The organism is Cellulomonas sp. NS3 (assembly GCF_024757985.1).
In the GTDB taxonomy this organism is placed as follows: domain Bacteria; phylum Actinomycetota; class Actinomycetes; order Actinomycetales; family Cellulomonadaceae; genus Cellulomonas_A.
In genome coordinates, this window is record NZ_CP103289.1 from 2,410,634 (window position 1) to 2,423,497 (window position 12,864).

General features: G+C 77.8%; 12 protein-coding genes and 1 riboswitch. All 12 genes read right to left on the bottom strand.

Annotation, left to right across the window (positions count from 1 at the left end; all coding sequences use genetic code 11):
* Positions 1 to 7 precede the first annotated feature (7 nt).
* The gene (locus tag NXY84_RS10995) at positions 8 to 271 is read right to left on the bottom strand and encodes a phosphoribosyl-ATP diphosphatase (RefSeq protein ID WP_258723153.1); all 264 of its coding nucleotides are present in this window, start codon (positions 269 to 271) and stop codon (positions 8 to 10) included.
* Positions 272 to 280: 9 nt separating this feature from the next.
* On the bottom strand, positions 281 to 991 hold the full coding sequence (gene pnuC / locus NXY84_RS11000) for a nicotinamide riboside transporter PnuC (RefSeq protein WP_258727185.1): 711 nt from the start codon (positions 989 to 991) through the stop codon (positions 281 to 283).
* Positions 991 to 1,485, bottom strand: a complete 495-nt coding sequence (gene ribH / locus NXY84_RS11005) for a 6,7-dimethyl-8-ribityllumazine synthase (RefSeq protein WP_258723154.1) — start codon at positions 1,483 to 1,485, stop codon at positions 991 to 993. Before ribH ends, pnuC begins: the two co-directional genes overlap by 1 nt.
* On the bottom strand, positions 1,482 to 2,948 hold the full coding sequence (gene ribB, locus NXY84_RS11010; RefSeq protein WP_258723155.1) for a 3,4-dihydroxy-2-butanone-4-phosphate synthase: 1,467 nt from the start codon (positions 2,946 to 2,948) through the stop codon (positions 1,482 to 1,484). The genes ribH and ribB overlap by 4 nt, the downstream gene beginning before the upstream one ends.
* Positions 2,945 to 3,577, bottom strand: a complete 633-nt coding sequence (locus NXY84_RS11015; protein WP_258723156.1) for a riboflavin synthase — start codon at positions 3,575 to 3,577, stop codon at positions 2,945 to 2,947. The genes ribB and NXY84_RS11015 overlap by 4 nt, the downstream gene beginning before the upstream one ends.
* Positions 3,577 to 4,647: a bifunctional diaminohydroxyphosphoribosylaminopyrimidine deaminase/5-amino-6-(5-phosphoribosylamino)uracil reductase RibD gene (gene ribD, locus NXY84_RS11020; protein WP_258727186.1), complete on the bottom strand. Its 1,071-nt coding sequence runs from the start codon at positions 4,645 to 4,647 to the stop codon at positions 3,577 to 3,579. Before ribD ends, NXY84_RS11015 begins: the two co-directional genes overlap by 1 nt.
* Positions 4,648 to 4,902: 255 nt before the next feature.
* Positions 4,903 to 5,037, bottom strand: a riboswitch (FMN riboswitch).
* A gap of 167 nt (positions 5,038 to 5,204) precedes the next feature.
* Positions 5,205 to 5,876, bottom strand: a complete 672-nt coding sequence (gene rpe, locus NXY84_RS11025) for a ribulose-phosphate 3-epimerase (RefSeq protein WP_258723157.1) — start codon at positions 5,874 to 5,876, stop codon at positions 5,205 to 5,207.
* Positions 5,877 to 5,968: 92 nt separating this feature from the next.
* Complete coding sequence (locus NXY84_RS11030) at positions 5,969 to 7,513, bottom strand: RsmB/NOP family class I SAM-dependent RNA methyltransferase (RefSeq protein WP_258723158.1); 1,545 nt, start codon at positions 7,511 to 7,513, stop codon at positions 5,969 to 5,971.
* Positions 7,510 to 8,460 carry a methionyl-tRNA formyltransferase gene (gene fmt / locus NXY84_RS11035; RefSeq protein ID WP_258723159.1) on the bottom strand — a complete coding sequence of 317 codons (951 nt, stop codon included), beginning with the start codon at positions 8,458 to 8,460 and terminating at the stop codon, positions 7,510 to 7,512. Before fmt ends, NXY84_RS11030 begins: the two co-directional genes overlap by 4 nt.
* Before the next feature lie 33 nt (positions 8,461 to 8,493).
* Positions 8,494 to 9,120, bottom strand: coding sequence for an HAD family hydrolase (locus tag NXY84_RS11040; RefSeq protein ID WP_258723160.1), 627 nt, complete (start codon positions 9,118 to 9,120; stop codon positions 8,494 to 8,496).
* Entirely contained in the window at positions 9,117 to 11,372 is a 2,256-nt protein-coding gene (locus NXY84_RS11045; protein ID WP_258723161.1) for a primosomal protein N', read from the bottom strand. Before NXY84_RS11045 ends, NXY84_RS11040 begins: the two co-directional genes overlap by 4 nt.
* A 288-nt stretch (positions 11,373 to 11,660) precedes the next feature.
* The gene (gene metK / locus NXY84_RS11050) at positions 11,661 to 12,863 is read right to left on the bottom strand and encodes a methionine adenosyltransferase (protein ID WP_258723162.1); all 1,203 of its coding nucleotides are present in this window, start codon (positions 12,861 to 12,863) and stop codon (positions 11,661 to 11,663) included.
* Position 12,864 lies beyond the last annotated feature (1 nt).

Consider the following 12,864-nt stretch of genomic DNA (forward strand, 5'->3'; position numbering starts at 1 on the left):
CGGCGCCTCAGAGGTGGGCGTAGACGTCCTCGAGCGTGAGCCCGCGCGCGAGCATGAGGACCTGCAGGTGGTAGAGCAGCTGCGAGATCTCCTCGGCGGTGCGCTCGTCGCCCTCGTGCTCGGCGGCCATCCACACCTCGGCGGCCTCCTCGACGATCTTCTTGCCGATCGCGTGGACGCCGGCGTCGAGCTCGGCGACGGTTCCGGATCCTGCGGGGCGGGTGGTGGCCTTCTCGGCCAGCTCGGCGAACAGCGAGTCGAACGTCTTCACGCGCTGAGCCTAGACGCCCGCGCGGTCGCCGGCGGGCGCGTCCACCGCGAGGGTGCCCGCCCCGGCCGACGCGGTGACCTCCTGGGCCTGCCCGGTGCGCTGCGCGCGGACCCACACGGTGAACCCGTAGAGCACCACGCCGCCGTACACGGCGTACAGGACGGCCGACGGGTAGTACCCGGCGCGCAGCAGCAGCGGGACACCGACGGCGTCGACCGCGATCCACACGAGCCAGAACTCCGTCCAGCCGCGCGCCATGCCGTAGGTCGCCAGCAGGCTGCCGGTGAAGATCCACGCGTCGGCCCACGGCCCCCACGAGCCGAGCGCCTGGAACACCAGCGCGGCGACGACGGTCCCGCCGACGGCGGCGACGAGCAGCTGGACCCGGCCGCGGGTGCCCGCCCAGGACGGCACGATCGCCGGCCCGTCCCCGGCGCCGCGGGCCTGGCGCCAGCGCACCCACCCGTAGACCGCGACGACCACGAAGAACACCTGCCTCCCGGCCTGCCCGTAGAGGTCCTTCGCCTGCGGGGTGTCGAACACCCCGCCGAGGAACACCGTGAACAGCAGCACGTTGCCGACGATCCCGACGGGCCACGCCCACACGCGCCGGCGCAGACCCCCGACGGCGGACGCGAGCCCGAACAGGTTCCCGACGACCTCGCGGACGAGGATGGGCGCACCCGCGACGACGAGCTGGGCGTCGAAGAGCCAGTCGATCACCGTGCGCCCCCGAGCGACGCACCGAGCGACCCGCGCAGGGCCACGACGGTCGCGACCGCGGCCTGTGCGGCCTCCGTGCCCTTGTCCTCGTGCGACCCGGGCAGGCCCGCGCGGTCGAGGGCCTGCGCCTCGTCGTCGCACGTGAGGACCCCGAAGCCGACGGGGACGCCGGTGCGGACCGCGACGTCGGTCAGCCCGAGGGTCGCGGCCTGGCACACGTAGTCGAAGTGCGGGGTCCCGCCGCGGATGACGACACCGAGCGCGACGACGGCGTCCGCGCCGTGCTCGGCGGCGTGCTTCGCGGCGACGGGCAGCTCGAACGTGCCCGGCACGCGCACGACGGTCACGTCGCTCACGTGGGCGTCGGCGAGCGCGCGCTGCGCCCCCGCGAGGAGGCCGTCCATGACGACGGTGTGCCAGCTCGCGGCGACGACGACGACGCGCAGCCCGGTGCCGTCGACGGTGAGGGTGGGGGCTCCGGCGCCGCTCATGCGGGGGTCTCCTGGTTCGTGGGGGTGGTGCGGGGGCTGGGGACGGGGGTGCCCGCCGGGACGGTCGCGCCGTCGAGGACGTGGTCGGTGGTGTCGGTGCCCGGCAGGGGCGGGGAGGCGCGCACCGGGTCGACGTGCACGGGCGCGACGGTGCGGGGCTCGGCGTGCGGGGCGTGCGCCCCGCGGCCGTCCAGACCGGGCAGCACGTGGCCCATCGCGGTCGCCTTGGTGCGCAGGTAGGCCTCGTTGTGCGGGGTGCGCCCGACCTCGAGGCCGCGGACCTCGGTGACGGCGACGCCGTGGGCCTGCAGCCCCGTGACCTTGGCGGGGTTGTTCGTCAGGAGCCGCACCCGGGTCACGCCGAGGTCGGTGAGGATCGCGGCGGCGGCGCCGTACTCGCGGCGGTCCGCGGGCCAGCCGAGGTCGAGGTTCGCCTCGACGGTGTCGCGGCCCTCGTCCTGCAGCGCGTAGGCGGCGACCTTCGCGAGCAGGCCGATGCCGCGGCCCTCGTGCCCGCGCAGGTAGACGACCGCGCCGCCCTCGCGGGCCGCGAGCGCGAGGGCGGCGTCGAGCTGGGGGCCGCAGTCGCAGCGGGCGGACCCGAAGGCGTCGCCCGTGAGGCACTCGGAGTGCACGCGCACGACGGGGACGTCGGCGAGGCCCGCGGTCGAGACGAGCGCGACGTGCTCGGCGCCGGTGCGCAGGTCGCGGTACCCGTGGATGCGGAAGTCCCCGTGCCGGGTCGGCAGGTACGCGGTGTGGGTCGGGTGCACGCGGGCCTGGGCGGGGGCGCCCGGCGCTGCGGCGTGGCCGGCGGTCTCGGGGCCGGGCGGCTCGACGGGGTCGTGGGTGCGCCGCCAGGCGACGAGGTCCTCGATGGTCAGGAGCACGAGCCCGTCGCGCTCGGCGAGGGCGGCGGCCTCGGGGAGCCGGACCATCGTGCCGTCGTCGTTGACCAGCTCGGCGATGGCGCCCACGGGCTCGAGGCCCGCGAGGCGGCACAGGTCGACGGCGGCCTCGGTGTGCCCGGCCCGGTGCAGGACGCCGCCGGGGACGGCGCGCAGGGGCAGGACGTGCCCGGGGCGGATGAGGGACTCCGGGCCGGACGAGGGGTCGGCGAGCGTGCGCAGCGTGTGCGCGCGGTCCGCGGCGGAGATGCCGGTCGTGACCCCGCGGGCGGCGTCGACCGTGACGGTGTAGGCGGTGCGGCGCGGGTCCTCGCTGCGCGGGACCATGAGCGGGAGCTCGAGGGCGTCGGCGCGGGCGGCGGGCATGGGCGCGCACAGGTAGCCCGAGGAGTGCCGGATCGTCCACGCGACCCACTCGGGGGTCGCGGACCGGGCGGCGAGGATGACGTCGGCCTCGTTCTCCCGCTCCGGGGAGTCCGCGACGAGCACGGGGCGGCCGGCGCGCAGCGCGTCGAGCGCGTCCTCGACGGTGCCGAGGCGCACGGGTGCGCTCACCGGGTCACCGCGCCGGTCGCGAGCAGGCGCTCGACGTACTTGGCGAGCACGTCGACCTCGAGGTTCACGCGCGAGCCGGGCGCGAGGCCGCCCAGCGTCGTGGCCTCGAGGGTCGTGGGGATGAGTGAGACGCCGAACGCGTCGTCGGACACGTGCGTGACCGTCAGCGAGACCCCGGAGACGGTGATCGACCCCTTCTCCGCGACGTACCGCGCGAGGTGCGGGTCGAGCGCGATCTCCACCTCGTCCCAGCGGGGTCCGGGCCGGCGGGCCCGGATGGTCCCGACCCCGTCGACGTGCCCCTGCACGACGTGCCCGCCGAGGCGCGCGTCGGCCCGCAGCGCCCGCTCGAGGTTCACCGGGCTGCCCGCCGCGAGGTCACCGAGCGCGGTGCGGCGCAGCGACTCGGGCATGACGTCGACCGTGAAGGTGCCGTCCTCGCCGAGGGCGGCGACCGTGAGGCAGACCCCGGACACCGCGATGGAGTCCCCGAGGCGTGCGTCGGACGCGACGAGCGGCCCCCGCACCGTCAGCCGCGCGTCCCCCTCGCCGCCGCCCGTCGTGCCGTCGTGCGCGCCCGGCTCGAGCGCGACGACCGCGCCGACCTCCTCGACGATGCCTGTGAACATCAGCTCTCCTCGCTGGTCGTGCTCGTGCCGGTCAGGGGCGCGGGGGCGTCCGGGGTCGCCACGACGAGGACGTCGGGCCCGAGGTGGACGACCTCGCGGGGGGTCAGGCGCAGCGCGCCCGCGATCGTGGTGACGCCGAGGTCCGCGAGCGCGGGCGGCCCCGCGCCGAGCAGGACGGGTGCGACGTAGGCGTGCACCTCGTCGACGAGGCCGGCGCGCAGGAACGCCGCGGCGAGCGTCGGGCCGCCCTCGACGAGGACGTGCCGGGCCTCGCGCCCGTGCAGGACGCGCAGCACCTCGTGGGGGTCGTGGGAGCGCACGTGCAGCAGCTCCCCGCCGGCGCCGTGCAGGCGCGCGCCGGCGGGCAGGTCCCGGTGCCCGACGACGACCCGCAGCGGCTGGTGGTGGGTCAGGGCGCCGTCGGCGGTGCGGGCGGTCAGCGACGGGGCGTCGGTGAGCGCGGTGCCCGTGCCGACGACGATGGCGTCGACGTCGGCGCGCAGGTCGTGCGCGTGCCGGCGGGACTGCGCCGAGGTGATCCAGCGGCTCGACCCGTCCGGGGCGGCGACGCGGCCGTCCAGGCTCGTGGCGAGCTTGAGGGTGACGAACGGGCGCGCGCGCTCGACGGCGGGCAGCCAGGCGCCGAGGGTCTCCCGGCCCTGCTCGGTGAGGAGCCCCTCCCGGACGTCCACGCCCGCGGCGCGCAGGCGGTCCGCTCCCCCGGCGGCCTGCGGGTTCGGGTCGGCCACGGAGACCACGACGCGGGCGACACCCGCGTCGAGGAGCGCGACGCTGCACGGGCCGGTGCGCCCCGTGTGGTCGCACGGCTCGAGCGTCACGACGGCCGTGGCGCCCCGCACGTCGTGGCCGCGGCGGCGGGCGTCGGCCAGGGCCGCGACCTCGGCGTGCGCGGTCCCCGCGCCCTGGTGCCAGCCCTCGCCGAGGACGGCGGCGGGCTCCGGTGCGCCGGACGGGTCGGTGCCGGCGCCGGGGGCGAGGAGCACGCAGCCGACCCGCGGGTTGGGTCCGTGGGCGGGACCGCGGCGCGCGAGGTCGAGGGCGTGACGCATGGCGGCGGTCTCCGCGGGGGTCACGGCCGCCGTGGGCGCCGGGACCGTCGCGGGGAGACCGGCGGGGGTCGTGGCGGTGCCCGGTGCGGGGCGGGGAGCCCGGGCACGGGCGTGCGTGCCGAGCAGCGTCGCGCCGTGGTGGGTCTCGGTGCCCATCGCCGTCCTCCCGTGCCGGTCAGGGCTCCGGGGTCTCGGCGGAGGACGACCCCAGGGGTCGCCGCTGCCACGTGCGCGCGACCGACGGCCGCGTGCACGCCACGTCTCCTCCCATCCGGACTTTCACCGTCGGTCCCGGAGTTCCACCAGGTCAACCGCTCGGCTCACGAGGAGCCTCACGGGTCGCGGACTGTCACCGCCGGCTCGGAATTGCACCGACCCCGGAGCACGTGTGTGCGTGTTCTTGCTGAGCAACGATCATGGCACACCGCGCATTCCCGCTCGGTGGGGTGTCCGGGTGCCGACACGCCCGGTCGCGGCGCGCCGGACCGTGCCGGCGGTCCGCTCCGGGTGCGGGTGCGGGTGCCTCGCCGTCGTGCCCGGCGGTCGTGCGGCGCCGGTCACTCCCCGGCGCGCAGCGCCTGCTCTGCGAGGTCGCGCAGCGCGCCGATCTCCGCCGCGACGTCGTCGGCGCCGTAGACCGCCGACCCGGCGACGAAGACGTTCGCGCCGGCGGCGGCGACGCGCTCGATCGTGCTGCGGGACACCCCGCCGTCGACCTGGATCCACGTGTCCGCGCCGGCGGCCGCGATCGCGGCGCGGGCACGGCGGATCTTCGGCAGCGTGCCCTCGATGAACGACTGGCCCCCGAACCCGGGCTCGACCGTCATCACGAGGATCATGTCGAGCTCGTCGAGCAGGTCGAGGTACGGCTCGACGGGCGTCGCCGGCCGCACCGCCACGGCGGCGCGGGCCCCGAGGGACCGCAGCTCGCGGGCGAGGCGCACCGGCGCCTGCGCGGCCTCCGCGTGGAACGTCACGGACGCGGCACCGGCCTCGGCGAACGCGGGCGCCCACCGGTCCGGGTCCTCGATCATCAGGTGCACGTCGACCGGGACCGGGGAGACCTCGACGAGCCGCTGCACGACGGGCAGGCCGATCGTGAGGTTCGGCACGAAGTGGTTGTCCATCACGTCGACGTGCGCGTAGTCGGCGCCCGCGATCGCGGCGAGGTCGCGCTCGAGGTTGGCGAAGTCGGCGGACAGGATGCTCGGGTTGATCAGCGCGCGCACCCGGTCAGCCTAGTCACGGCGCGGCACGGCCGGCCGACCGGCGGCACCCGACTACCCCGCGGCGGCCACCGCCCCGCCGGCCACCGCGCCGGTCAGGACGTGCGGCGCAGCAGCGTCAGGTGCATCGCGTCCGTCCCGTGCACGTGCGGCCACAGCTGCACGTCGTCGCGCTCGGGCAGCTCGATCGCGGGCGCCACCGCGAGGACCGCCGCGCGGGCGTCGAGGACCTCGACCCCGTCGCCGGCCTTCGTCCGGGCCCGCACGACGTCCTTGACGACGAGCTGGGTCTCCGCGAGGTGCGGGGAGCAGGTCACGTAGGCCACGACGCCCCCGACGCGGACGGCGGCGAGCGCCGACGTGAGCAGGGCGCGCTGCAGCTCGGCGAGACCGGCGAGGTCGGCCGGGCTCCGCCGCCAGCGCGACTCGGGGCGCCGGCGCAGCGCCCCGAGACCGGTGCACGGTGCGTCGACGAGGACCCGGTCGTAGGCGCCCGGGTCGTCGGTGCCGAGCGTGCGGCCATCACCGGTGCGGACCGCCTCGACCGCACCCGCGGGCAGCCCGGCGACGGCCTGCTCGACGAGCCGTGCCCGGTGCGGCTGCACCTCGTTGGCGACGAGCCGGGCCCCGCGCTGCGCGGCCACCGCACCGATCAGGGCCGCCTTGCCCCCGGGTCCCGCGCACAGGTCGAGCCACCGCTCGTCCGGGCCCTCGAGCGGGGCGCCGGTGAGCGCGAGGGCCACGAGCTGGCTGCCCTCGTCCTGCACGCCGGCCCGCCCGTCGCGGACCGCGGCCAGCGCGGCCGGGTCGCCGCCGCCCTCCAGCACGAGCGCGGTCGGCGCCCACCGGCCCGGTCGGGCGCCCCCGGCGTCCGCGGCGAGCTCGTCGGGCTCGACCAGGCCGGGCCGGGCGACGAGCGTCACCTGGGGTGCCTGGTTGTCCGCGCGCAGCAGGTCCCCGAGCTCGGTGACCGCCCGCCCGGACCCGGCGAGGGCCTCCCGCAGCGCCCGCACCACCCACGCGGGGTGGCTCTCGGTGACCGCGAGCCGGGTCGTGTCGTCGGCGGGCTGCGCCGCGTCCGCGATGCGCTCGAGCCACGTCTCGAGCGGCTCGCGCGACGCCGCACGCAGGACGGCGTTGACGAACTGCGACGCACCCGTCCCGGCGCGCTCGCGGGCGAGCCCGACGGTCTCGGAGACCGCGGCGTGCGCGGGCACCCGCATGCCGAGCACCTGGTGCATCCCGAGGCGCAGGAGGTCGAGCACCGGGGGGTCGATCGACGCGGCGGGACGCGACGCGCACAGCTCGATCACCGCGTCGTAGCGCCCGCGCAGCCGCAGCGTCCCGTAGGCAAGCTCGGTCGCGAACGCCGCGTCGCGCCCGGCCACCCGGCGCTCGCGCAGCAGGGGCGGGAGCACCAGGTTGGCGTAGGAGTCGCTCGTGTCGACGGCCCGCAGGACGTCGTACGCGGCGCCGCGCGCCGGGTCCCCCGCACGCCGGCGGGCCGACGGCGCCGCGGCCGTCCGGGCGCCCCGCCCCTGCGCGCGGGCCGCCCCGCGCTCGCGGCCCTGCCGGTCACGCCGGTCCGCCCCGCCGCGGGGACGCTCGCCCGTGCCGCCCGTGCCGCCCGTGCCGCTCATGCGTGCTCCACCACGGCCGCACCGAGCACCGTGCCGGGCGCCGGGCGTGCGCCGCGCGCCCAGTCGACGGCGGGCATCGTGCGCTTGCCCGCGGGGGTCACGTCCCCGAGGCGGACCGCGTGGGTCGCGGTGCCGACGAGCACCGCGTCCTTGCCCGCCCGCAGCTCACCGGGCGCCAGGTCGGTCACGTCGGGGGCCGGCGTCACCGGGCCCAGCCCGAGCCGGGCCCCGTCCGGGGTGCGGGTCCAGGCGCCCGGCGCGGGCGTGCAGCCACGCACGCGGCGGTCCACCGCGTACGCGGGGTGCTCCCAGCGCACCCGCGCGTCCTCGACCTCCAGCCGCGGGGCGTGGCTGACCCCCTCGGACGCCTGCGGCACCGGCGCGAGGATGCCGTCCTCGATCGCGTCGAGCGTGCTCACGAGCAGCCCGGCACCGGCCACCGCGAGCCGGCCGAGCAGGTCGCCCGACGTGTCCCGCGGCCGGATCTGCTCCGTCAGGACCCCGAACACCGGACCGGTGTCGAGCCCCTCCTCGATCCGGAACGTGCTCGCGCCCGTGACCTCGTCGCCCGCGAGCAGCGCGTGCTGCACGGGCGCCGCGCCGCGCCACGCCGGGAGCACCGAGAAGTGCAGGTTGACCCAGCCGTGCCGCGGCACGTCGAGCACGGCGGGCGGCAGCAGCGCCCCGTACGCGACCACGGGTGCGGCGTCCAGGTCGAGCTCGGCGAGCCGTGCCTGGAAATCGGCGTCCCGCGGCGACCGCGGGGTCAGGACCTCGAGGCCCGCGTCCAGCGCGCGCTGCTTGACCGGGCTCGGCGCGAGGGTCCGGCCGCGCCCCGCACGGGCGTCCGGGCGGCTCAGCACCGCGACGACGTCGTGCCGGGAGGCGAGCAGGGCGTCGAGGGCCGGGACGGCGACGTCCGGGGTCCCGGCGAAGAGGAGGCGCATGGGCTCGATCCTAGGCGGCGCCCCAGGACCCGTTCAGACGCCGACGCCCCGGGCGGCGAGCTCGGCACGGGCCGCCGCCGCCGTGGTGAAGAGCACGGCCGCGAACCCCTCGGCCGCCGCTCCCGCGACGTTCACCGGGCTGTCGTCGAGGAACACCGTGCGCGCGGGGTCGAGCGAGAACCGCTCCGCGAGCAGCCGGTAGATCCGCGGGTCCGGCTTGGCGACCCTCACCTCCCCCGAGACCAGCACGCCCTCGAGCAGCCCCACCGCGGGTGCCGCCGGCTCGGCGTGGTGGAACGTCTCCGCGGACCAGTTCGTCAGGCCCAGCACCCGCACCCCGGCCGCGAGGAGGTCCCGCACGAGCTCCTCCGAGCCGGGCACCGGCCCGGGCAGCGCGGCCCGGAAGTGCTCGACGTACAGGTCGAGGGCCGGCAGGTGCTGCGGCAGCCGGGCCTGCACGTCGGCGCGCGCGTGCGCCCAGGGCCGCCCCGCGTCCTGCAGGTGGTTGAACGCCGGGAAGTCGACGTCCCGGAAGAAGGCGTCGACCGCCGCGCGCGGGAGGCGCCCCTCGTACGGGCCGTACGGGTCCCAGCGGACCAGGACGTTGCCGAGGTCGAAGACGACCGCGTCCACGGGCGGCGCGGCGCCGGGGACGCTCACAGCATCTCCGCCGGGTCGACCTGCACGCGCACCGTGCCGCCCTCGCGCCGCGCGCTGCGCACCGCGACCGACGCCGCGACGGTCCGCACGAGCGCATCGCCCGCCGCGACGGGGGCCCGCACGAGCGCCCGCACCTCCGGCTCGAACGAGCCCTGCGCCGGTGCGGCAGCCGCCCGCGCGCGGCCCGACGCGACCCCGGTGCGCACGACGCCGGAGCCGCCCTCGTCGACCGGCACCGGGCCCAGCACCTCCCCGCCGGGGGGCAGCTCGAGGCGCGCGAGCACCGCCCGGACCGCCTCGCGCCCACCCGTGACCGCCACGACCCGCACGGACGGCGGGAGCGCGAGCTCGTGGCGCTCGGCGAGCTCACGGGCGGCGAGACCCGCGGGGTCCCACCGCACGAGGGCCTGCGTGGGACGCGGTGCGCCGTCGCCGACCAGCAGGACGACACCGCCGTCGGTCGTCGGGCGCACGAGCGCCGCCGCGGCGAGCCAGCGCCGCAGCGCGTCCTCCGCGCCCCGCAGCGACGTCGACGCGGACGCGACCGCCGCGTCGAGCAGCACCGCGGCCGCGTACCCGGCGTCGCACACCGGCTCGGCACCGGTGGTCGCGACGACCAGGGCGGGGGTCCCCGGCACGCTCGCGAGCACCCCGGTCGCCGACCGGGCCCCCGACGAGCGCACCGGCACCCCCGGGAACGCCCGGCCGAGCTCCTCGGCGGTCCGCTCGGATCCCACACGCACCGACCGCAGGGCCCCCGCGCCGCACTCCGTGCACCGCCACCCCGTCGCGAGGCGCCCGCACCACCCGCACTGCGGCACGCCGTCGGCCGACGCGAGCGACAGCGGCCCGTGGCACGCCGTGCACCGCGCGAGCGCCCGGCACCGGCCGCACGCGACAGCCGGCAGGTAGCCCGCGCGGGGGACCTGGACGAGCACCGGACCGTGGGCGAGGTGCTCACGGATCGCGCGCCACGCCTCGCCGGGCAGCCGGGCCGACGCCGCGGCGCCCTCGCGCGCGAGCTCGACCGACGTGAGCGCCCGCACGCGCGGGGCCCGGGACCGCAGCACCGCGCGGTCGGCGCTCACCTCCCGCGCCCACCCGCTCTCGACGAGCGCCTGGGCCTCGACGCTGCGGGCGTGCGCGGCGAGCAGCACCGCGGTCCCCTCGAGCTCGGCGCGCAGCCGCACGACCTCCCGCACGTGCGGGTACGGCGCCCGCGGCTCGGCGTGCAGGTCGTCGCCGTCGTCCCAGCACACGACGAGGCCGAGGTCCTCGACCGGCGCGAACGCCGCCGCGCGCGTCCCGACCACGACGCGCGCCCGCCCGCGCAGCGCCGCGAGGAACGCGCGGTACCGCGGCGCGGCGCCGTCCTCCGCCGCCAGGCGCACGTACCCGCCGGGGCGCTCGGGCGTGCACGGGGGGACCTCCACCCGGTCGAGCGCCTCGCACACCTGCGCCACGTCGCGCGCGTCGGGGACGACGACGAGCGCGCCCCGGCCCCCCACGAGGCACGCCTGGACGGCCTGCGCCACGGCGTCCGGCCACCGCGCCCCGGCCGGGCCCGGCAGCGCCGTCCACACCGCGCGCGGCGAGGAGCCCGCCGCGAGGTGCTGCAGGAACGCGGGCCCGCCCCGGTACGGGAGCCACGCGTCGCCGGACAGGCGACCGTGCGCGGGTGGGGGGCTCGCCGCGTCCGGTGAGGACCCGTCCGCTGCCTCCGGGACGGTCGCCTCCGCTGTCGCGGGCGCCACGGACGCCTCGGGCTCGCCCGCTGCGGGCCCCTCGGACTCGACGCGCGCATGCCGCGGGGGGATCGCGAGCCGCAGGACGTCCGCGAGCGTCCCGGCGTACCGGTCGGCGACCGCGCGCGCCAGGCGCGCCACCACGTCGCTGAGCACCGGCTCGGCCGAGACGACCCGCCGCAGCGGCTGGAGCGCGCCGTCGTGCTCGGCGTCCAGGGTGCGCGCGAGCACGTACCCGTCGACGTCCTGGCGCCCGAAGCGCACCTTGACGCGGGTCCCGGGAACGGCGTCCGCCGAGAGCGCCTCCGGGACGAGGTACTCGAACACCCGGTCGAGGTGCGCGGGCGGCAGGTCGATGCACACGCGGGCGACCGGCAGGGACGCCGCGGGCTCGAGCCCCTCGGCGGTGCGCCGACGGGCCGCCGACCGCCCGCGGCCCGGGAGCACGGGCTCCGGGAGCCCCGCGAGGGTCAGCTGCTCCCCCGCTGCACCGCCCGTCGCCTCCACGCCTCTATCTCACCATCGACGACCGACCCCGCGGACCGCTCCGTCCACCGGTCGCCGCGCACGGCGCCGTCGGGCCTGTCACCGCCGCACCGAGCCGCCGCCCGCCGCCGCCGCGCGACCCGCCGCCGAGCCGCGGGGAGCACCGCCGGGAGCGCCGCCGCCGGTACGCGACGAGCCCGCCCGGCCAGGTGGGCCGGACGGGCTCGTGCTGCAGGACCGCAGGGTCGCAGCCGGGAGGAGACCCCGTGCGGCAGAGGACGCCGCACGCGGTGACGGACCCGTCGCGCGTCAGCCCACCGCGCTGATCAGGTCCGCGGTGCGGTCCGCGCGCTCCCACGTGAAGTCGGCGAGCTCGCGGCCGAAGTGCCCGTACGCCGCGGTCTGCTGGTAGATCGGCCGCAGCAGGTCCAGGTCGCGGATGATCGCGGCCGGACGCAGGTCGAACACCTCACGGATCGCAGCCGTCAGACGCCCGACCGGGACGGTGCCCGTGCCGAACGTCTCGACGTAGAGGCCGACGGGGTGCGCCTTGCCGATCGCGTACGCGACCTGCACCTCGCAGCGCCGCGCCAGGCCCGCGGCGACGACGTTCTTGGCGACCCAGCGCATCGCGTAGGCGGCCGAGCGGTCGACCTTCGACGGGTCCTTGCCCGAGAACGCACCGCCTCCGTGACGGGCCATGCCGCCGTAGGTGTCGACGATGATCTTGCGGCCCGTGAGCCCGGCGTCGCCCTGCGGCCCACCGACGACGAACGTGCCCGTCGGGTTCACGAGGAGCCGGAAGTCGCTGGCGTCGAGGTCCAGGTCGGCGACGACCGGCTTGACGACCAGGTCCGCGATCGCGGGCGCGAGGGTCGTCTCGAGGTGGACGTCCGGGTCGTGCTGCGTCGAGAGGACCACGGTGTCGAGGCGCACCGCGCGGTCGCCGTCGTAGCCGATGGTCACCTGCGTCTTGCCGTCGGGGCGCAGCCCGGGCACGACGCCCTCCTTGCGCACGGCCGCGAGGCGCTCCGCGAGGCGGTGCGCGAGCCAGATCGGCAGGGGCAGGAGGCTCGGGGTGTCGTCGCTCGCGTACCCGAACATGAGGCCCTGGTCGCCGGCGCCCTGCAGGTCGAGGGGGTCGAGGTCGCCGCTGTCGACGCGGACCTCGAGCGCCTTGTCGACGCCCTGGGCGATGTCGGGCGACTGCTGCCCGATCGAGACGGACACGCCGCACGAGTCGCCGTCGAAGCCGATGTGGGAGGAGGTGTAGCCGATGCCCCGGACGACCTCGCGCACCACCTGCGGGATCTCGACGTACGCGCTCGTGGTGACCTCGCCGGCGACGTGCACCAGGCCGGTCGTCACCATCGTCTCGACGGCCACCCGGGCCGAGGGGTCCTGCTCGAGGATCGCGTCGAGGATCGCGTCGGAGATCTGGTCGCAGATCTTGTCGGGGTGCCCCTCGGTCACGGACTCGGACGTGAACAGGCGCATGTCGGGCTCGGTCATG

What these genes read in the sequence shown, in the direction of transcription:
- ribH (WP_258723154.1), bottom strand. Translation starts at nt 1,485, where the DNA reads ATGAGCGGCGCCGGAGCCCCCACCCTCACCGTCGACGGCACCGGGCTG.
- fmt (WP_258723159.1), bottom strand. Translation starts at nt 8,460, where the DNA reads ATGCGCCTCCTCTTCGCCGGGACCCCGGACGTCGCCGTCCCGGCCCTC.
- ribD (WP_258727186.1), bottom strand. Translation starts at nt 4,647, where the DNA reads ATGCGTCACGCCCTCGACCTCGCGCGCCGCGGTCCCGCCCACGGACCC.
- NXY84_RS11015 (WP_258723156.1), bottom strand. Translation starts at nt 3,577, where the DNA reads ATGTTCACAGGCATCGTCGAGGAGGTCGGCGCGGTCGTCGCGCTCGAG.
- metK (WP_258723162.1), bottom strand. Translation starts at nt 12,863, where the DNA reads ATGACCGAGCCCGACATGCGCCTGTTCACGTCCGAGTCCGTGACCGAG.
- NXY84_RS11030 (WP_258723158.1), bottom strand. Translation starts at nt 7,513, where the DNA reads ATGAGCGGCACGGGCGGCACGGGCGGCACGGGCGAGCGTCCCCGCGGC.